The organism is Flavobacterium hungaricum (genome assembly GCF_015182285.1).
In the GTDB taxonomy this organism is placed as follows: Bacteria; Bacteroidota; Bacteroidia; order Flavobacteriales; family Flavobacteriaceae; genus Flavobacterium; species Flavobacterium hungaricum.
Window position 1 is genome coordinate 527,744 of record NZ_PRDM01000004.1, and the last position, 21,643, is coordinate 549,386.

Sequence of the window (21,643 nt, forward strand, 5' to 3'; positions counted from 1 at the left end):
ATTTATGCTTAATTTTGTATCCTAAAAATAAACTCACAATGGATATTCAATTTTTTAAAGAAAGTCCTTTCACTACCATAATCTCATTTCATAAGCTAATTGAATCTTTCGAACAAATTGCTTTATCAGATGTTGACTACAGATCAAATTACGCCAAAGCTATTTTAAAACAAATTGAGTCTATTCCAGAATTAAAGACTGGAATTCAGGACTACTCAATTATTAAAGACAACGAAGCTTTAATCAAAAACATACTGGCTGACCTATTTCCTACGGCTCTAACACATAACGAAATAAAGGCAGTTACGATTCCATTTCAAAACATCTCTTTTAATTATACCGAGCGTTTCAAAAAAATCCTCAAAAATGCTGGAGATGAATTTTATATGGAAATTCGTGATTTTGATGAACATCAGTTTTATATCAACAACTGCTGTTTAATTTTGAGCGTGCATTACAAACAGGTTATCGATTTTAACAAACCTTTTTTCTATGACATTCCCAACGAAGAAGGCGTAGAAAAACATTACCGTATTTTGTACAATGCCGATTTCATGGAAATTATTCCGACAGAAAATGCCGTACAATTGACTCAGGAAGATATCGATCTGCTGATTGACAATTATAATGATATCGAATTATGGAAATCTAAATTTCCAAAAGGAAGCTGGGTTTTAAGAGGTTTTGGCATTGTATCTTTATTTGATGCCACTACAGAAAGTGCTATTTCTACTTTAAAAAGTAATTTATTAAAGCCTGGAGCCAAAACGGTTACGACAGATCAGGAAATATCCAATATTTTTCAATCTATTTTTAATCTTCCTAATTTAAAAGTCGGATTTATTATTTACAATCCAGAAGAAGAAAAGTTTATTCGACCTGTAAAATATGAAACGCAATTGAAAAGCTTTTTACTTTCTTCAGATCAGGAAGTAGATTGTAAAAATGCCTTTTTTGGATGTTCTTTTGATAAATTATTGGACAATAAGGAACCATTTGCGATTTCTAACGTGTCTAAATTTGTAGAAGAATCCAGCAACAAAAAACTTGGCGAGCATTTATTGAGTCAAAATATTCAGAGCTGTATTTTTGCACCTGTAATAAAAAATGGGCATTTATTGGGAGTTGTCGAATTGGTTTCAGAAAAACCGAGAGATTTAAACAGTGTCAACGCTACCAAATTAGAATTGGTTTTACCTTATTTAACGGATACTATTGACCGTTACAATACGGATATGCAGCATCAGATTGAAGCCATTATTCAACGTGAATACACTACCATTCACCCAAGTGTCTATTGGAAATTCAAAAAAGAATCACAGAATTATTTTCAAAATAACAATCCTTCTAAAGATTATATTTTTAAGGAAATTGTTTTTAAAAATGTTTATCCGCTTTACGGACAAATAGATATTAAAGGTTCGTCTGAGCATCGAAATGACACCGTTAGAAAAGATTTAAAAAACCAGCTGAACACGATTTTAGAAATTTTTGAAAATCAGAAACCAAACAGCAGTCTAATGCTTTTGGAACAGCGAAAATTTGAATTGGAATCGCTTCGTGACGAATTAGACCAGCCCCTAAAAGCAGATACAGAACAGTATATTCAACGCTATATTGAGGATGAAATTCATCCCATACTAAAAAACACAAAAGATACTTCTATCAACAAAAAGCTGGAAGAAGAATATTTTGAAAGTCTTGACGAAAAAACGGGAATGTTCTATCAAGAAAGAAAGAAGTTTGACAATGCCATGTCTATCATAAACAAAAAGTTAGCTTCAGTTCTGGACAGAAAACAATTAGAAGCGCAACAGATTTATCCGCATTATTATGAGCGTTTTAAAACAGATGGTGTTGAACATAACTTGTATATAGGAGCTTCAATCGCGCCGACAAAACCGTTTGACATTATGTATCTTCATAATCTGCGTTTATGGCAATTGCAGACTTTATGCGAAATGGAATTGGAACATCATCAGCTTAAGGAATCACTTCCATATGAGTTAGATGTTACGTCTCTTATTCTAGTTTTTAGTTCTGCTCTTTCTATTCGTTTCAGAATGGATGAAAAACGTTTTGATGTTGACGGAACTTACAATGCGAGATATGAAGTTGTTAAAAAACGTATTGATAAAGCGCATATAAAAGGAAGCAGCGAACGTATTACAGAGAAAGAAAAAATTACGATTGTTTATTCTCAAAACAGCGAAGAAGCAGAATATTTAAAATACATTAAATACCTGCAGCACAAGAAAATATTAGAACCTTCTCTCGAACAATTTGAGGTTGAGGATTTACAAGGTGTTTCTGGGCTGCGTGCGATTCGTGTAAAAGTGATCAACAACATTACAAATACTAATACAAAGAAAATAACCTATCAGGATTTATTAGACGAGCTCAACTAATTAGTTGAGCTTTTTTTTTGAGTTTATTGAACACTGTTGAAACGAATTGGCTATCGCGAAAACGCGGATGGACACAGATAAAAGTTTTCTTTTAATTTATTCAAAATAAGAAATCCGTTTTAGCAGCGTTTTTGCGATAGCGAATAAATCAGTGTGTAATAAGATGTAAGTTAAATTAAATCGATTTAAAAGCGATTACAAAAGAGATTACAGTAACGATCAATCCGAACATAAAAAAATTGTACGCAATTCTAAGCAGATTGTATTTACGCTGCAATACTAAGCCTAGATAATACAAATCTTTAATCATTGTCGAATAGAGATAATCCCGGTCTTTCATCATTTCATTCATTGCCCAATCATAATCTTCAAGAGGCATTTTATAAAAATTTCCGAAAAACATTAAGTTTACTTTCTTGGCTTCAACATCATCGCGAGTAAAAAAACCAGAAGTTACTTTTGGTCGTGTAGAAAGTATGGCAAAAATAATGGTAATAACACTAGAAATGAGCATGATAAAAGTCGGTACTACCAAATGGGCATTTTTAGGACTGTCTAGTTTTGGAATAATAGACGAAAGTGCAATCGAAATAATAATTGCGTTTACAGACAATAAAATATTCGCTTTGCTGTCTGCAATACCGCTCAAACGGGTATGATTTCCTAAAGTAACACGAAACAAAGTATCAATACCGCGCTCCGGTTTTTCTCCTTTATCTTTCTTTTTGTTTTCTTCTTCTATCGCCGCTGCCGCTTTTAATTCCTGTTTGTTTATTTTTTTCTGAATCAACAATAGGTTTTTTTCTTTTAACGGCTGCCATTTTCGCAATGCATAATCGGTATAAAAACGGTGTTTATTCAATAGAAAGTTCAGGTTTTCTTTCGTCCATTCGGCATTAGAAAAACTAACGATTCCGGTATTTTTTAATTCTAAACGCAGTAATTCACAAGTTGTAGTATATTCAGTTCCCATCAAATGTGCATAATCTGCATCTCTGATGATTTTTTCTAAATGTGTTTTTGGCTCATATGTTTTAGCGGTAGCCAGAATCAAACTAGAAACCAATGCTATAAATTCTTCCGATTTTCCTTTTGTATGCAAAAAATCGGCGGCTATTTTTGTGCTTGATTCTTCATGGTTTTCATAACCTTCAATATAGCCCGTATCATGAAACCAAGCTGCTATCAAAAGTGCTTCTTTATCCTCGCCTTCGACATCCTCTTTTTTGCATAGTTCTTTTACCGCATTAACTACTGTGAAAGTATGGTTAAAATTATGATAAGAATATAGATTAGAAAGTTTATCTTTGAGTAAATTACTGACGAAATCTTCGGATTGTTCTATTAGATTCATAAAGAATATTTTTATACCACTAAATTATGAAATTGTTTTTGGATAATCATTTTATTGCGAAAATTAAAACCGGCTTCGCAGCCGCTGCCATACTTTTGCTTGTTTTTTCCTGCGCTACTAAACAGGCGCAATATGGGAAAAATGTAAGCGTTAACCTAGACGAAAACGCAACCGATAGTATAAAAATTGCACACACCTACTATTTGGTTGGAGATGCAGGAAACGCCGACGAAGAGCAGGCACAGCAAACGCTGGAACTTTTGCATCAAAGGCTTAAAAAAGCAAGCAAAAAGTCGACTCTTTTATTTTTGGGCGACAACATCTACCCAAAAGGTTTTCCGGCTGACAAGAACAGTTCTGAAAAGGCTTTGGCAGAAACAAAACTGACTAACCAATTAAAACTCACCGAAGGCTTTAAAGGAAAAACGATCGTAATTCCCGGCAATCACGATTGGTACAACGGTATAAAAGGGCTGGAAAACCAAGCCGATTTTGTTACCAAATATCTGAATGACAAAAAAGCATTTTTGCCGCGTAAAAGCTGTCCTATCGAGGATGTAAAAATTGACAGTAGTTCAACATTGATAGCTGTTGATAGTGAATGGTTTCTGGAAGAATGGGACAATCACCCAACGATTAATGACAACTGTGATATTAAAACAAGAGAACAATTTTTTGAAGAACTGGAAAATATCTTAAATAAAAACCAAGAAAAAACAGTAGTTCTTGCCATTCACCATCCATTATTAAGCAACGGAACTCACGGCGGACAGTTTTCATTAGAAAAACAATTGTTCCCTCTGGAGAAAAAAATACCGCTTCCGGTAATTGGGTCTTTCATTAATTTACTTCGTAAAACTTCTGGAGTAAGTCCGCAGGACATTCAAAATAAGCAGTATACCATATATGCAAAGCGAATTAAAACCCTTTTGCAAAAGCAGAAAAATGTTATTGTAGTTTCCGGGCACGATCATAATTTGCAATATATCAGCAAAGAAAATATTCAGCAGATCATCAGCGGTGCCGGATCAAAATCGGAAGCTGCAAGAGCGATCAATCCAAACGATTTTTCATATGGAGGAAATGGTTACGCTACTTTAACGATGTTTAAAAGCGGTGACGCAAAGGTTACTTTTTATGCAAATGAAAACAACAAAGAAAAAAAGCTGTTTGAGCGTGAAATTATAAAAGCCAAAGAAATTAATTGGGCATCCAACATTTCGGATAAGTTTCCAAAAACGATCACTACTTCCATCTATTCTACAAAAATGACCGACAAAAGTTTGTTTCATAAATTTTTGTTCGGACAGCATTACAGAAAATATTACAGCATGCCAATTGAAGCCAAAATTGCAACTGTTGACACCTTAATGGGCGGGCTGAAACCGATTCGCGAAGGCGGCGGTCATCAATCAGTTTCTTTAAGAATGTCTGATCCAAAAGGCCGTGAGTATGTAATGCGAGGCATGAAAAAAAGTGCCACTGTATTTTTACAATCCGTTGCTTTTAAAGATCAATATGTTGTAAACGATTTTCAAAATACGTACGCAGAAGACTTTTTATTCGACTTTTATACCACTTCTCATCCGTATGCTTCTTTTGTAACAGGCAGTATGTCAGACAAAATTGGCTTGGCGCATACCAATCCGGTTTTATATTATGTTCCGAAACAAAATGGTTTGGGAGAATTTAATGCTGGTTTTGGAGATCAATTATACATGGTGGAAGAAAGACCTGCTGATAACCATCTTGATGCTAAAAACTTTGGAAATCCGTCTAATATTATCAGTACAGACGATATGATGGCTAATCTGCATAAAGATGAAAAATACAGTGTTGATGAAAAAGAATATATAAAAGCGCGTTTGTTTGATATTCTTATTGGCGACTGGGACAGACACAGCGATCAATGGCGCTGGGCAGAATTTAAAAAAGACGGAAAAGTAATTTACAAACCCATTCCGCGAGACAGAGATCAGGCATTTGTAAAATACGACGGCGCTTTATTATCTATTTTAATGAATATTCCGGCGTTGCGCCATATGAGAACCTTTAAGGATAAAATTGGAAATGTAAAATGGCTGAGCCGTGAACCTTATCCTATGGATTTGGCGTTTTTAAGAACTGCTGGAGAAAAAGAGTGGATTGAACAGGCAAAATATATTCAGGAAAATTTATCTGATGAAGCTATTGATGAGGCTTTTAAAAACATGCCAAAAGAAGTTCAGGATGAAACGGTTAAAGAAATTCAGCGAAAATTAAAAAACAGAAAAAAGGACCTTCAAAAATATGCTGCGGAGTATTCTGATATCTTAAGCAAAACAGTTATGATTGCCGGAACAGACAAAAAAGATAAGTTTGTTGTGAATCACAATGCGAGAAAAAGTGTCGAAATTCAGGTTTTTAGAGTTAAAAAAGAAGGCGATGAATTGGTTTATGCTAAAACGGTAAATGATGCAAAAACCAAAAATCTATGGATTTACGGATTGGATGATAATGATGTTTTTGAAGTGAAAGGAAATGAAAAGTCAAAAATCAAAATTCGTTTAATTGGAGGCCAGAATAATGATACGTACAATATAGAAAATGGCAAAAAAGTTATTGTATATGATTTTAAATCAAAAGAAAACACATACAATCTCGATTCTAAAACTCAGACACAGTTAACAGACGATTACGATGTTAATCTTTACAATTATGAAAAGCCGAAATACAATGTAATTTCTGGACTTCCAAATATTGGTTTTAATCCAGATGACGGCGTAAAAGTGGGGATTAATTTAAATTACACCGTAAATAATTTCAAACAGAATCCGTACACACAAAGACATATTCTTAATGCCTTTTACTATTTTGCAACAGGCGGTTTAGAGTTTAATTATGCTGCACATTTTCCTGGTTTATTAGGCAAGTGGGTAATTGATGTTGAATCACTTTATACGACTCCAAATTTTGCCATGAACTACTTTGGATACGGAAACGAAGCGCAATATGATGACGAAGTGAGCATGGATTATAATCGTGTGCGTATTAGAAAATTTAATGCTTCTGTCGCTACAAGACATGTTGGGCGTTATGGAAGTGAATTTAGTATTTCGCCGATTTTCCAAAGAATGACGGTTGAAGAAACTGAAAATCGTTTTATTGACACACCCAATATCGTAAACCCGAATGTATTTGACAGCCAGAATTTTGGAAGTTTAAAAGTAAAATACTTGTTTAAGAATTCTGATTTTGCTGCGAAACCAACCTTAGGCATCTATTTTATGATGGCAGGAACTTGGACTACGAACTTAAACGAAACAAAACAAAATTTCCCAACATTAGAAAGTATTTTAGGTTTTACTCACAAACTGGATAAAAACGGCAAACTAATCTTTGCAACCTATTTTAAAGGGAAAGCAGTTTTAAATAATAATTTTGAATTTTACCAAGGTGCTTCTTTAGGTGGCGATACCGATTTACGTGGTTTTAGAAATGAGCGTTTCTTAGGTAACTCTTATTATTCTCAAAGTTCTGATCTGCGTTTAAGCATCGGGAAAATCAGAAAGACTATTGCTCCTTTTACGTACGGTATTCTTGGCGGATTTGACTATGGAAGAGTTTGGCTTGACGGTGAAGATTCTAAAAAATGGCATCACGATTACGGAGGCGGTCTTTGGCTGAATGCTATTAATATTTTAACAGCCAGAATCTCTTACTTTAAATCTCCTGACGAAATTGGAAGGGTGATTTTTGGAGCAGCTTACAGTTTTTAGAGGTTCATAGCCACAAAGGTTCAAAGTCACAAAGTTTATTTGCCGCGAATTCATGAATGATTTTTAATTAAAATTCGTGAATTCGCGGCAAACTTTTTTCACTTAGAAGCTTAGAAACTTAGTTGCTCATAAGCTTAAACTCATACACATTCCCTCCTGTTTTATTAGTTTTTTCATCTGCAATTAACAAAGTATTATTGTCTTTGAAAACAACAGCTTCTTTTTGAGAAAAATGATTCAGCTCTATTTGGGTTTGAGTTCCTTTATGGAATAAATCTCCTTTGAAGTTTTTAAACAAAAGAATTTTATCATGGCTTAACAATGCAACTTTTTTTCCGTCTGGACTTATTGTAGCACTGGTTAAGACACAGTGATTGTAATTACTGCAAGTTTTAAATTCGCCTATTTTTTGCGCTTTTTGGGTTCCCGAAGCATTTTTTATTTTATAAATAAAAGCCGTTCCGTCAAAACCTTTACTTCTGTTTTTTGTAAAAAGGTAAAAATATCCTCCATATTCAAAGAATCCTTCCACATCAAAAAACATTTCTTTTTTCTTGGGAGGAAATTCAGTTTGTTCTGGATACGAAAAAGAAACTTTGTACTCGGCGGAAGCCAAATCATTTTGCAGCTCACTTTTAGCAAGTTTATAAATACATAAATCCGTGCGGTCGTTGTCATTATTTCCGAAATCCCCTATGTAAACATTCCCTTGTTTATCTTTGGTTATATCTTCCCAATCTACGTTTTTAGCATTTTCAATCGTAATTGTCTTTTCTATTTTTCCTTTAGAATTTAAGGCGTAAACAGCATTTTTGTTACCGCTGTCTTCTAAAGTGTAGAGCGTTTTGCTTTCTGGAAAATAAGTAATTCCAGAAACTTCTTTGAGTTTTTTAGGAAGCGAATAAAGACTTTTTAAATCACTGTCAGATTGCTGCTGACAAGCCAATAAAGCAATTGAAATTCCAAGTAAAAAAAACTTTTTCATAGTTTGTGTTTTGTTTAAACCATATAAGTTCATTTAAATAAAATACTTAAACAGGCTGCTTAAATTTTCTTATATCACTTATAGGGTTAAAAATTTATATCAAATTTGTGTTTTTAAAGTTACGCGTAATAAACTCAAAAGTCGCAAACATAATGTGCCCCATTGATTTTGCATTTTTAAACTTCATGTCGTTTGTATAGCGGTACAATTCCATTTTTAATTGATTCAAATTTTCAACGGTCGAAATAGTATCGTGGCACATAATATTCAATAATTTTGTAATTCTTGTTTCGGCAGAGTGAATTCGTTTTGCCAAAATAGCACGTTCTTCATCTTTATACTGAATCACCGAACGATCTTCTAACTTTTCTTTAATCAGCTCTATCATTGGATAATTTTCTTTAAAAAATTGCGGGCGATATACTTTAAAATTCCCCTCATAACATTGCTGATCAAAATCTATTGCCCGAATTCTGTAAACTACCTGATCAAAATCATGTATCGGCACAATTACATAATTATAAGAGCGCATATCGCCTAAAAGCCTGATCATACAGCGTTCGTTAAACTTGACAAACTCTTTTGCGATCTGAGATTTTTCTGTTTCGGTAGAAGTATGCAGCAAAGTTTCCATAAAAATATCACCCGGAATCCCAACAATATGCTCTTCAATCAGCGTATTTCCAAAGACCAAAAAATTTATTTTATCTGGTGACAAAATGTCTTCCAATTCCAAACCGTAAATTCGGGAAGCATCGGCTTTTTTAATATAAAAATGAACGTAATTGTCATTAAGAATATTTCGCACTTTTACTCTGAAGGGTTTTGAGTTTCCAAAGGTGCAAAAATCGATAGCATCAACATTTAAATACTGAATAATATCATTATTTCCGTCTGAATGCAGAAGCGAATAAATCTTTTTTAGATTCAAATCTATTTCTTCTCTATCAAACTCACCATAATAAACGCGAGTCCACAAAGTATCTTCTCCGTTTTTATCATATAAATTTATACTTCCGGCAAATCGCAATAGATCGTCATAGAATATCGAAACTTTAGAAATACGCTCGTATCGTTCTAAATAGCTTAAAAGTGGCTTTATTAAAGGGTAAGAAGGTTTTTTTAAAACCATTAACGGCTCGCTCATTTTGAATATCTTTAATACAAATTTACAGGAATACGATTTAAAGTAAGAATATTGAGTAACAAAAAACAAAATGATTCGTCATACTAAAAACTAAAACCAGAAAAACTTGGAAACCATTTTAACCATTGAGAATTTAAATAAAAGATACGGTCGTATTCAGGCGTTGAAAAATGTATCTTTTGAAATAAAAAAAGGCCGCGTTTACGGCATTCTTGGCCCAAACGGAAGCGGTAAATCGACGACTTTAGGAATTGTATTAAATGTTGTCAACAAATCTTCTGGAAGCTACCGCTGGTTTGACGGCACGGTTGAAACCCACGAAGCTTTAAAAAAAGTAGGCGCTATTATAGAGAGACCCAACTTTTACCCTTACATGACCGCCGAGCAAAACCTAAAATTGGTTTGTAAAATCAAAAACATCAACTACTCAAAAGTCGATGAGAAACTGGATTTAGTAGGTTTAAAAGAAAGAAAGGACAGCAAATTCAGTACTTTTTCGTTAGGTATGAAACAGCGTCTTGCAATTGCATCGGCACTTTTAAATGATCCTGAAATTTTAATTCTGGACGAACCCACAAACGGCTTAGACCCACAGGGAATTCATCAGATTCGTGATATTATCAAAAAGATTGCTTCGCAGGGAACTACTATTCTACTGGCTTCTCATTTATTAGACGAAGTTGAAAAAGTCTGTTCTGAAGTAATTGTTCTCCGTAAAGGCGAAATTTTGTATTCGGGCTCTGTAGACGGAATGTCTTCTAACGAAGGCTTTTTTGAAGTTCAGGCAAATGATAATGAGGCTTTAAAAAATGTTCTAAGAGAACATCATGCTGTTGAAAAAATAACTGAAGAAGACGGAAAAGTTTTGGTTTACTTAAAATCAGAATTAACTGCTTCAGAATTGAATTTGTATTTATTTTCTAAAAACATTGCGTTAAGCCATTTAGTAAAACGCAAAAACAGCTTGGAAGCCCAATTTTTAGAATTAACCAAAAACGCCATCGCTCAAAAAAACTAAACCATGAAAAGACTTCTTTCTATAGAATTACAAAAAATCTGGATGAATAAAGCCAGCAAAATACTAACGCTGACTTATTTTATTTTACTTTCATTCATTGCTCTAATTGCTTCCATAAAATTTGATATTGGTCCGTTCAAATTTCATTTGGCCGAAATGGGAATTTTTAATTTCCCTTTTATTTGGCATTTTAACACCTATGTTGCAGCCTGGCTTAAATTTTTTCTGGCAATTGTTATTGTTTCGATGATGGCAAACGAATACAGCTATGGCACTTTAAAACAAAACTTAATTGATGGTCTAAGTAAAAAAGAATTTATTTTATCAAAGTTTTTAACAGTAGTATTATTTGCTTTTTGCTCTACTGTTTTTGTATTTGTTATGAGTTTAATTTTAGGATTAGTATTTTCCTCTTATACAGAACTTGATGTTATTTTAATGGATTTGGATTATTTATTGGCTTTTTTCATCAAATTGACTGGTTTCTTTTCTTTCTGTTTGTTCTTAGGAATTTTAGTAAAACGATCGGCTTTTGCTTTAGGCTTTTTATTGGTTTGGAGTATTCTTGAAGGAATTATAAGAGGAACACTGGCTTTTCAAATTTTCCCACAAAGTGATACCGACGAAAAAATAACACAATTTCTACCTCTTGAATCCATGTCCAACTTAATTGTAAACCCTGCACCGCGACTTTCTGTAGTAAAAAGTATTGGTAATCAAATGGGAATTGCAACTGACATTGACTATAGTGTAAGTTATTCTGCTGCTGTAATTGTACTAGCATGGACTTGTTTGTTTGTATGTTTTTCTTACAAACTTTTAAAAAATAGAGATTTGTAGTATATTTGCTACTATGAGCTATTTTAGAGTTTTTCTCCTCACCTTTACTTTGTGTTCAATCAGTACAATGATGAACGCCCAAAATATCAGTGTTGATCCTTCAAAAACTCCTGTAGATTTAGTTCAAAACATCTTAATAAACAGTTCGTGTATTGATGTTCAAAGTGTTAGCGCGTCTGGAGATCCGAGACCGGGACAGACGAGCTATGCTTCTTTTAATGCCTCTGGCACTAATTTTCCGTTTCCCAGCGGTATTGTCTTAACCACTTCACCAAGCATCAATGCCCAAGGTCCTTACGATCAAAGCACCTCAATTGGCGTTAGAGTAGCAAACTGGGATGGAGATCCGGATTTAAATAGGGCCATTGGCATAAACAACAGCACACAAGCAACAGTATTGGAGTTTGATTTTATTCCTTCGAGCAATATGATTAGTTTTAATTATATTTTTGCTTCAAATGAGTATCAACTCTACTTTCCCTGCAATTTCAGCGACAGTTTTGCTTTTTTAATAAAAGAAGCTGGAAGTACGGAAGATTATAAAAATCTGGCCGTTATACCCAACACAACAACACCGGTATCGGCGACAACAGTACATCCAAGAATTAATCCATCTGTTACTGACGGAAATTCGCACAATGGATGTAATGCTGCAAACGAAACTTATTTTAACGGTTACAACCTGCCGTCAAGTCCCATTGATTATGCTGGCCAAACTACTGTAATGACAGCTCAAACGGAAGTTATTCCAAATAGAAAATACCATCTGAAATTAGTTGTAGCCGACGATGAATCCCGACAATACAATTCTGCCGTTTTTCTGGAAGCAGGCAGTTTTATTTCTAAAATAAATTTTGGAGAAGACAAAACAATTGCCAATAACAACGCGATATGTTTTGGTCAAAATTATGTTTTAGATACTAATTTGGATCCGGCTGTATTTACTTTTACATGGTTTAAAAAAGACAATACAGGCAATTATATGCAGATTCCTGGTGCGTCTGGAGCTACTTATTCTGTTTCATCAACCGGAAGCTATCGAGTTGAAGCCTTTAGATCTTCATTAAATTGTTTGGCAAGCGGCGAAATTACCGTAGATTTTACTCCAGAAATTGTTACTGCCAATACTTCTCTCCTGCAATGTGATGATAATAACGGCGGAATTTCTATTTTTAATTTAACGAAGGTCAACACAATTGTAAACAATGATCCGCAAAATACGATAGAAGGTTTTTATGAAACTTTGGCCAACGCTGACGCTGCAGCAAATGCAATTTTAAATCCGGAGAATTATGTCAATAAATCTCCTAATCAAATTGTTTTTGCTCGAATTGAAAATGCCTCGGGCTGTTACAATACCGCTCAAGTTACTTTAGGAATAACTACGACAACAATTCCACCGCAGGCTCCAATTGCTAAATGTGACGGTGATGCTGTTCAGGATGGCCTTTATGAATTTGATTTAAACAGTGAAGTAACACCACAAATTTTGACGGGTTTACCTTCTGGCCTTGTGGTCAATTATTATCTCACAGGAAATGATGCGCTGCTGATGGTAAACCAGCTTCCAAATATTTTTAAAAATACTGCCGCCAGCAGTCAGACTATTTATGCCCGTGTTCAAAACGGAGCTGATTGCTACGACATTACGCCAATTGAATTGCGGGTAAATACTTTTGATCCGCCAAAATTTGAGGACGAATCAGAATTTCTTTGTAAAGGAGAGGAAATAGTTTTATCTGTGGCTGCCGGTTTCAGCGGTTATTCTTGGTCGGCGGGCGGTAATTCAAACACCCTTACCGTAACTGCTCCCGGCGACTATTCTGTTACCGTTACAGATAGCAATGGTTGTACAAAAACAAAGAAATTCACTGTACTTTTATCAGAACCAGCAACAATTACCGGAGCAGTCGTTAAAGATTTTTCTGCAACGGATAATTCTATTTTAATACAATATACAGGAGTTGGTGATTACGAATTTTCAATTAATGGTTCAGACTTTCAAAATTCTCCGTCCTTTCAAAATGTTGTTCCGGGCATTTATTATGCTTCTGCCCAAGACAAAAACGGCTGTGGAATATCCAACATTTTTAAAATTTATGTTTTAGATTATCCACGCTTTTTTACGCCAAACGGAGACGGTCAAAACGATTTATGGATTATTAAAAACATCGATCAAATGCCTGACTATACTATTTCTATATTTGACCGTTACGGAAAATTATTAAAACAGATGAATCAAAATAATTCAGGCTGGAATGGTATTTTTAACAATCAGCAAATGCCTTCTGATGATTATTGGTTTACACTTCTTTTTGCAGACGGAAAAAATGTAAAAGGACATTTTAGTTTGGCAAGATAGACTTTTAAAAACACCAATAATCAAATTCCAGCTCGAACTCTAAAACTCAACCAAGTCCCATAAAAAAATCCCAAACTCCATAAGGAATTTGGGATTTTTAGTATTTGATATTTAAAATAAATTAGATTTTAAATCTTTTTCTATCTGTTTCTGTCAAATAGATTTTTCTCAAACGAATAGATTTTGGTGTAACCTCTACATATTCATCTTTTTGAATGTACTCTAAAGCTTCTTCAAGAGAGAAAATGATTGGAGGAATAATTCTCGCTTTTTCATCATTTCCAGAAGAACGAACGTTAGATTGTTTTTTCTCTTTAGTTACGTTCACACACATATCATCAGCACGAGAGTTTTCTCCAATTACCTGACCTTCGTAAATTTCGGTATTTGGTTCAACAAAAAACTTACCACGATCTTGTAATTTATCAATAGAATAAGGAATAGCTTTTCCTTTTTCCATAGAAATTAACGAACCTTTATTACGTCCAGAAATTTCTCCTTTGTAAGGCTCATATCCAATAAAACGGTGTGACATAATAGCCTCACCAGCTGTAGCAGTAAGTAATTGATTTCTTAAACCAATAATTCCACGAGATGGAATATTAAATTTAATAATCATACGCTCTCCTTTAGTTTCCATAGAAAGCATTTCTCCTTTACGAACTGTAACGAATTCAACTGCTCTACCTGAAAGGTTTTCTGGTAAGTCGATTGTTAATTCTTCAATTGGCTCACATTTTTTACCATCAATTTCTTTGATGATAACTTGCGGCTGACCAATTTGTAATTCGTACCCTTCTCTTCTCATTGTTTCAATAAGAACAGATAAGTGAAGTACACCACGGCCAAAAACCATGAATTTATCAGCAGAATCAGTTTCACCTAACTTCATAGCTAAGTTTTTCTCTAATTCTTTTGTCAATCTTTCTCTAATGTGGCGAGATGTTACAAATTTACCTTCTTTACCAAAGAATGGAGAGTCATTAATAGTAAACAACATACTCATTGTTGGCTCATCAATAGCAATAGATGTTAAACCTTCTGGATTTTCGTGATCAGCGATAGTATCACCAATTTCAAAACCTTCAACTCCAACAATAGCACAAATATCTCCAGCAATTACTTCTGTAACTTTCTTACGTCCAAGACCTTCAAAAGTGTGTAATTCTTTAATTCTAGATTTTGTTATAGTACCATCTCTTTTAACCAAAGATATTGGCATACCTTCTTTTAGAATACCTCTTTCAAGACGACCAATAGCGATACGACCTGTAAATGCAGAGAAATCAAGAGATGTGATCAACATTTGAGGAGTTCCTTCAGATACTTTAGGAGCAGGTACATGCTCAATAACCATGTCTAATAATGGTTCAATGTTTTCTGTTTGGTTTTTCCAATCGTCAGACATCCAGTTGTTTTTAGCAGAACCGTAAACAGTTGGGAAATCCAATTGTTCTTCAGTAGCACCTAATTCAAACATTAAGTCAAAAACTTTTTCGTGAACTTCCTCAGGTGTACAGTTTTCTTTATCAACTTTGTTGATAACTACACAAGGTTTTAAACCTAAATCAATAGCTTTTTGTAGTACGAAACGAGTTTGCGGCATTGGACCTTCAAAAGCATCGACTAACAAACATACACCATCGGCCATGTTTAATACACGTTCAACTTCACCTCCAAAATCCGCGTGGCCAGGAGTGTCAATAATATTGATTTTTGTTCCTTTATATTGAACAGAAACGTTTTTAGAAGTAATAGTAATACCTCTCTCGCGCTCCAAATCGTTATTATCTAGGATTAAATCACCTGTATTTTCGTTGTCACGAAATAATTGACAGTGATACATAATTTTATCAACCAAAGTGGTTTTACCGTGATCGACGTGGGCAATAATTGCAATGTTTCTAATAGATTCCATCTGTGATTTTTAATGGCTGCAAAGGTACACTTTATTTTCTAAAAAAAAACGTTTCTGACATAGTTTGCGTATATACAATCAATTAGTTAATATAAAATTCAGAAAACAGTCTGCAAATTGGGCTTCACATATCAATTACTTATAGTTAAATTAACTATATTTGATTAATGAAAAGTAAAAGTCTACAAATTATTCTTACCTACATTGCGGTATCGTTTATTTTAGCGATAACCTTTCATAAACTGCTTATTTCATTAGACTTTACCCCAGAAAACAGTTCTATATTTCTCGCAAAAGACATCTTTTTTATCTTATCCACAGGAATACTTTTCAGCTACATCTTATCCAAAAAAGAAAAGAAAAACAGTACTTTTTTTGAAAAACTAAATATTACAAATGAGGTCATAAAAGAATCCAATGAAAAATATGACATTGTGGCAAAAGCGACAAGTGACACGATTTGGGACTGGAAAATTCAAGAAGACAGCATTAATTGGAACAAAGGAATCGAAAGTGTTTTTGGATACAATCCCTCCGAAGTTGGAAAAACTTCAAAATGGTGGTTTGACAAAATACATCCTGAGGACAGCATCAGAATGTCCATAAAACTCTATTCTTTTATTGAACAAAAAACAGAAAAATGGCAGGATCAATACCGTTTTAGATGCGCCGACGGAACATACAAATATGTTCTGGACAGGGGTTTTTTATTGAAGGATGAAAATGGAAAAGCCATCAGAATGATTGGTGCCATACAAGACATTACCAAGCAAAAAGAAGAAGAACAGCGTCTAAAACTTTTGGAAACCGTAATTACACAATCTAAAGATTCTATTTTAATTACCGAAGCCAATTCTCCTGACGGCAGAATCCCCAAAATTGTATATGTCAACCCTGCATTTTCACAAATGTCCGGCTATTTATCGAATGAAATCATAGGCAAATCTCCGAATATATTTAAGGGCCCGAAATCAGATTCTGAGGAATTAAAAAAACTGCTGCGTGCCATAAAAAATGAAGAAGAATGCTTAATTGAAACCATTACTTATACCAAAACAAAAGAAGAATATTGGGTTCGTTTTTCTATGATCCCGATTTTTAACAATGAAGGCATCATCTCTCACTGGATTTCTATTCAACGAGATATTACCGACGAGAAAAAACTAGAAACAGAAAAAGAACATTTAATTAGAGAGTTAACTCAGAACAATAAAGATTTAAAACAATTCTCTTATATTACCTCGCACAATCTACGGGCACCTTTATCAAATTTAATTGGTCTTTTAAATTTAATTGAAGATATCCCCGTTGAAAATCAAGAATTAGAAGAAATTCTTTCCGGCTTTACCAAATCAACTCATTTATTAAACGAAACAATCAATGATTTGGTTAAAGTTATTATTATTAAAGACAACCCTTCGATGCAAAAAGAAGAAACCTCTTTAAAAGAAGTATTCGAAAATGTATTCAGCCAGCTTTCTTTTCAAATTGAAATGCACAAACCCATCATTAAATTAAAATTTGAAAAAGTTCCAGTATTAGTTACCAACAAAGCATATCTTGAAAGTATTTTACTTAACTTGCTTACTAACTCAATCAAATACAAATCTGAGAATAGGAAACTTAAAATTTCTATTATCGCTGAGCAGATCGAAAATAAAACGATATTAACTTTTAAAGATAATGGAATCGGGATTGATCTGGAACGCAATCGAGACAAAGTTTTTGGACTCTATCAAAGATTTCACAATTATCCTGACAGCAAAGGTTTGGGTTTATATCTTGTAAAATCGCAGGTAGAAACAATGGGAGGCACAATCAGTATTGACAGTGAAGTCAACAAAGGCACTACATTTACAATAACATTTAAAAATTAACTATTATGCTTGAGCAGATTTTATGTATTGATGACGACCCAATCACATTAATGCTATGCAAAAAAGTAATTTCGAAATCATCATTCTCAAACGAAATTATAACAGCTCAAAACGGCGAAGAGGCACTGCACCATTTCAATACCTTAAAATACAACAACAGCAAAAACAAAGCAAACAAAAAACCCGAATTAATCTTCTTAGATTTAAACATGCCGATAATGGGAGGCTGGGAGTTTTTAGACCACTTTACTTCTCCAGATTATGCAGAATTTAATACTGCAAGTGTTATCGTTTTATCTTCAACAATAGATCCAGAAGATCTTAGAAAAGCAAAAAAATACCCCATTATAATAGATTTTCTCTCAAAACCTATCACACTGCCCATGCTTGAATACTTAAAAAAGAAGATGGGATTAATTTAAAAATAAATAAAATTCCAAACTCCAATTCTCACACTGTGTTATTGGAATTTGGAATTTCACATTTAGATTTTGAAATAAGCACTAGCAAAAAAAAAGTCCTCTATAAGAGGACTTTTATATACTATAAGAATGTAATTTAATTACAATTTAGCAACATGTTTAGTTAATTTAGACTTCAAGTTAGAAGCTTTATTATCATGAATGATGTTCTTTTTAGCTAATTTATCAATCATAGAAATTACAGTTGATAATTTTGCAGTAGCATCAGATTTATCAGTAGCTAATCTTAATGCTTTAATAGCATTACGAGTAGTTTTATGCTGATATCTGTTAAGAACTCTTCTTTTTTCGTTACTTCTGATTCTTTTTAATGCTGACTTATGATTTGCCATTTTGTTTTAATTTTAGATGTAATAATTATTATAAATACTAGTTAAAAAAGAAAAACCTCCCACAATTATAAAACAATCACTTTGGTTTTAACTAATAAAACAAAAACCGAGACACCAATCTTTGTTTTACAAAACTTATTTACAACTAATTTTGTAGTCTGTAAGGGAATCGAACCCCTGTTACCAGGACGAAAGCCTGGAGTCCTAACCCCTAGACGAACAGACCGTTTCAACTTCTAAGTTCTCTTCAATCTAAATAAGATTAAAATAGTAGTCCGTGGGGGAATCGAACCCCCCTTACCAGGATGAAAACCTGGCGTCCTAACCGATAGACGAACGGACCAATATATCAAGCTGCAAAGAAAAAAAGTAGTCCGTGGGGGAATCGAACCCCCCTTACCAGGATGAAAACCTGGCGTCCTAACCGATAGACGAACGGACCGTGTGTTTCTCTAATGCGGATGCAAAGATACATCTATTTTTTATCTGCACAATAGCTGATGCAAAAAAAATATATTTTTTTTAATAAGCCTTAGCAAAAAGCACTCTCTTAGTAGAAGGATTCCCTGTAAACACACAGACTCCCGCCTCTTCAACAGCATCTAAAGGAATACAACGAATAGTAGCTTTTGTTAGATCTTTTATCTTCTCTTCAGTCGCAGCTGTTCCGTCCCAATGCGCAGACAAAAACCCTCCTTTTCCTTCTAAAACTTCTTTAAACTCCTCAAAATTATCCACTTTAGTAATGTGGGTATCACGATAATTCAAAGCTTTGTCAAATAAATCTTTTTGAATCTGTTCTAGAAGATCATTAATATAGTTTACAATTCCATCTGCAGCAACTACTTCTTTTGTCAATGTATCACGTCTGGCTACTTCAAAAGTTCCATTTTCAAGATCTTTTGGACCAACAGCGATTCTAACAGGAACTCCTTTCAATTCCCATTCAGCAAATTTAAATCCTGGCTTTTGAGTTGTTCTATCATCAAATTTAACCGAAATCTTAAGTTTTCTCAATTTGGCAGTCAATTCATTAACTGCAGTTGTAATCTGAGCCAATTGTTCGTCTGTTTTATGAATAGGAACAATAACCACTTGTATTGGAGCCAAATTTGGAGGCAGCACTAATCCCTGATCATCAGAATGCGTCATAATCAATGCACCCATCAAACGGGTAGAAACTCCCCATGAGGTCCCCCAAACATGTTCTTGTTTTCCTTCGGCGTTAGCAAATTTCACATCGAAAGCTTTTGCAAAGTTTTGACCTAAAAAGTGAGATGTCCCAGCCTGAAGCGCTTTTCCGTCTTGCATCAAAGCCTCAATACAATACGTTTCATCAGCACCGGCAAAACGCTCTGATTCGGTTTTAAAACCTCTCACAACTGGTATTGCCATAAAGTTCTGTGCAAAATCCGCATAAACATTCATCATTTTTTCAGACTCTTCCAATGCTTCCGCTTTTGTAGCATGAGCCGTATGCCCTTCCTGCCATAAAAATTCTGCAGTTCTTAAAAAAAGACGCGTACGCATTTCCCATCTCACTACGTTTGCCCATTGATTAATAAGAAGAGGCAAATCTCTATACGACTGCACCCATCCTTTGTATGTAGACCAGATAATTGCCTCACTAGTCGGACGCACAATAAGTTCCTCCTCTAATTTTGCATTGGGATCTACCATCAATTTACCAGGTCTATCCGGATCATTTTTTAATCTATAATGCGTTACAACGGCACATTCTTTCGCAAATCCTTCTGCATTTTTCTCCTCTGCTTCAAACATACTCTTAGGTACGAATAAAGGAAAATAGGCGTTTTGATGTCCGGTTTCTTTAAACATTCTATCCAACTCAGCCTGCATTTTTTCCCAAATTGCATATCCGTAAGGTTTAATCACCATACATCCTCTAACACCTGAATTTTCGGCTAAATCTGCTTTGACAACCAGTTCATTATACCATTTAGAATAATCTTCTGATCTCGTAGTAAGGTTCTTACTCATATTATATAGTTTGGCACAAATTTTGTTTTAAATATTTTTAACTAAATAGTTTGACAAAACTAACTATTTTTGTAATGTGCAACAATAAAAAACACCACAGATATGAAAACTTCCATTTCTCTTCGCCAAAACTCAACTCATTTTTACTTACTAGGATTATTGAGTTTTCTACTAGCGTCGTGTGGTTCTTACCAAAACAGCTCCTACAGTGACAATGATGGCGTTTATGGTAACTCCCGAAACACTTATGCGCAGAATACTACTGCAAACAACAATCAATACAAAGATTATTTTAGATCTTTACAAGACGATGATCAACCGACTGAAATTTTTACAGATGTAGACAATTACTCTAATTACCAAGAAGGAGACAGTACACAAACTGCTTCTGTTGGCTACCCTGCTTGGGGAAGCAGTAATTCTGAAGTATCCGTAAATGTTTATTCTGACCCAATGTGGTCAATGGGATTTGGATTCGGATCTGCTTACTACGGATGGGGCTATGGCGGTTACTGGGGCTGGGGATACCCAGGCTACTGGGGCGGCTGGGGATATCCAGGCTACTGGGGACCTACTTGGGGATATCCAGGATATTGGGGAGGCGGCTACGCTTACAACAACTATAACTATGCTTACGGAAGAAGAGGCGGATCTGCTTATTATGGAAACAGAAATTACAACAGCTACAACCGCAATTACACTTCTAGAGGATATGCAAGTAATAGAAACTACACAACCAATAGAGGATATACATCAAACAGAAACTACACCACGAACAGAAGTAGTTTTACAACAAATAGAAACTATTCGACCAATAGATCTAACAGCTATACTGATTACAGAAGAAGCTCTAACATAAACAGAACAAGCCCTACTTTTACAAATAGAAGCTACAACAACGCTAATTCTAACAACAATAGTTATAGCAACAGAAGATCTTATAACAATAACAATAGCGCAACTACAACAAACAGAAGCTATAATTATAACAATAATAGCAGCAACAATAATTCGTCAAGAAGCTACTCTCCTAGCCCATCTCGATCAATGAACAGCAGCGGTGGCAGCATGAGATCGTCAGGCGGAGGCGGCGGCGGAGGCGGAATGAGATCTGGCGGAGGCGGAAGAAGATAATCTTCGCCTTCATCAATCAAAAATTCA

General features: G+C 34.5%; 14 protein-coding genes and 3 tRNA genes. 8 read left to right on the plus strand and 9 right to left on the minus strand.

All coding sequences use genetic code 11. From position 1 onward, the window contains the following. Positions 1 to 38: 38 nt before the first annotated feature. The gene (locus C4F50_RS18550; RefSeq protein ID WP_194140143.1) at positions 39 to 2,408 is read left to right on the plus strand and encodes a GAF domain-containing protein; all 2,370 of its coding nucleotides are present in this window, start codon (positions 39 to 41) and stop codon (positions 2,406 to 2,408) included. A gap of 175 nt (positions 2,409 to 2,583) precedes the next feature. Here the strand turns inward: C4F50_RS18550 and C4F50_RS18555 are convergent, their stop codons facing one another. Further along, a complete protein-coding gene (locus C4F50_RS18555; protein WP_194140144.1) occupies positions 2,584 to 3,762 on the minus strand; it encodes a Pycsar system effector family protein in 1,179 nt (392 codons plus the stop codon). 26 nt (positions 3,763 to 3,788) lie between these two features. On the opposite strand from C4F50_RS18555, the gene C4F50_RS18560 reads away from it, so the two are divergent. After that, the gene (locus C4F50_RS18560; RefSeq protein ID WP_194140145.1) at positions 3,789 to 7,520 is read left to right on the plus strand and encodes a metallophosphoesterase; all 3,732 of its coding nucleotides are present in this window, start codon (positions 3,789 to 3,791) and stop codon (positions 7,518 to 7,520) included. Between the two features lie 118 nt (positions 7,521 to 7,638). On the opposite strand, the gene C4F50_RS18565 is transcribed toward C4F50_RS18560, so the two are convergent. Together C4F50_RS18565 and C4F50_RS18570 are read right to left on the minus strand one after the other, a co-directional pair. Further along, positions 7,639 to 8,505 carry an SdiA-regulated domain-containing protein gene (locus C4F50_RS18565; RefSeq protein ID WP_194140146.1) on the minus strand — a complete coding sequence of 289 codons (867 nt, stop codon included), beginning with the start codon at positions 8,503 to 8,505 and terminating at the stop codon, positions 7,639 to 7,641. A 94-nt stretch (positions 8,506 to 8,599) separates the two neighbouring features. Next, complete coding sequence (locus C4F50_RS18570) at positions 8,600 to 9,652, minus strand: hypothetical protein (RefSeq protein ID WP_194140147.1); 1,053 nt, start codon at positions 9,650 to 9,652, stop codon at positions 8,600 to 8,602. Positions 9,653 to 9,758: 106 nt separating this feature from the next. On the opposite strand from C4F50_RS18570, the gene C4F50_RS18575 reads away from it, so the two are divergent. The 3 genes from C4F50_RS18575 (at position 9,759) to C4F50_RS18585 (ending at position 13,872) form a co-directional block, all read left to right on the plus strand. Further along, the gene (locus C4F50_RS18575; protein ID WP_194140148.1) at positions 9,759 to 10,670 is read left to right on the plus strand and encodes an ABC transporter ATP-binding protein; all 912 of its coding nucleotides are present in this window, start codon (positions 9,759 to 9,761) and stop codon (positions 10,668 to 10,670) included. 3 nt (positions 10,671 to 10,673) lie between these two features. Next, a complete protein-coding gene (locus C4F50_RS18580) occupies positions 10,674 to 11,510 on the plus strand; it encodes an ABC transporter permease (RefSeq protein ID WP_194140149.1) in 837 nt (278 codons plus the stop codon). 67 nt (positions 11,511 to 11,577) lie between these two features. Continuing rightward, positions 11,578 to 13,872: a T9SS type B sorting domain-containing protein gene (locus C4F50_RS18585; RefSeq protein WP_228012079.1), complete on the plus strand. Its 2,295-nt coding sequence runs from the start codon at positions 11,578 to 11,580 to the stop codon at positions 13,870 to 13,872. Between the two features lie 121 nt (positions 13,873 to 13,993). Here C4F50_RS18585 and typA read toward each other — a convergent pair whose 3' ends face one another. Beyond that, positions 13,994 to 15,790: a translational GTPase TypA gene (gene typA / locus C4F50_RS18590; protein WP_194140151.1), complete on the minus strand. Its 1,797-nt coding sequence runs from the start codon at positions 15,788 to 15,790 to the stop codon at positions 13,994 to 13,996. 167 nt (positions 15,791 to 15,957) lie between these two features. Here typA and C4F50_RS18595 point away from each other — a divergent pair, with 167 nt between their 5' ends. Continuing rightward, entirely contained in the window at positions 15,958 to 17,667 is a 1,710-nt protein-coding gene (locus C4F50_RS18595; protein ID WP_194140152.1) for a PAS domain-containing sensor histidine kinase, read from the plus strand. Positions 17,668 to 17,672: 5 nt separating this feature from the next. Then, entirely contained in the window at positions 17,673 to 18,089 is a 417-nt protein-coding gene (locus C4F50_RS18600) for a response regulator (RefSeq protein ID WP_194140153.1), read from the plus strand. 140 nt (positions 18,090 to 18,229) lie between these two features. Here C4F50_RS18600 and rpsT read toward each other — a convergent pair whose 3' ends face one another. The 5 genes from rpsT to proS form a co-directional block, all read right to left on the minus strand. Continuing rightward, positions 18,230 to 18,481 carry a 30S ribosomal protein S20 gene (gene rpsT / locus C4F50_RS18605; protein ID WP_089052957.1) on the minus strand — a complete coding sequence of 84 codons (252 nt, stop codon included), beginning with the start codon at positions 18,479 to 18,481 and terminating at the stop codon, positions 18,230 to 18,232. A gap of 154 nt (positions 18,482 to 18,635) precedes the next feature. Continuing rightward, positions 18,636 to 18,707: transfer RNA gene (locus C4F50_RS18610), tRNA-Glu, on the minus strand. Positions 18,708 to 18,752: 45 nt separating this feature from the next. Then, positions 18,753 to 18,824, minus strand: a tRNA-Glu gene (locus C4F50_RS18615). A gap of 27 nt (positions 18,825 to 18,851) precedes the next feature. Further along, positions 18,852 to 18,923, minus strand: a tRNA-Glu gene (locus tag C4F50_RS18620). 80 nt (positions 18,924 to 19,003) lie between these two features. Next, positions 19,004 to 20,482: a proline--tRNA ligase gene (gene proS, locus C4F50_RS18625; protein ID WP_194140154.1), complete on the minus strand. Its 1,479-nt coding sequence runs from the start codon at positions 20,480 to 20,482 to the stop codon at positions 19,004 to 19,006. Between the two features lie 102 nt (positions 20,483 to 20,584). Between proS and C4F50_RS18630 the strand changes: the two genes are divergently transcribed. Further along, complete coding sequence (locus C4F50_RS18630) at positions 20,585 to 21,616, plus strand: hypothetical protein (protein WP_194140155.1); 1,032 nt, start codon at positions 20,585 to 20,587, stop codon at positions 21,614 to 21,616. Positions 21,617 to 21,643: the final 27 nt, after the last annotated feature.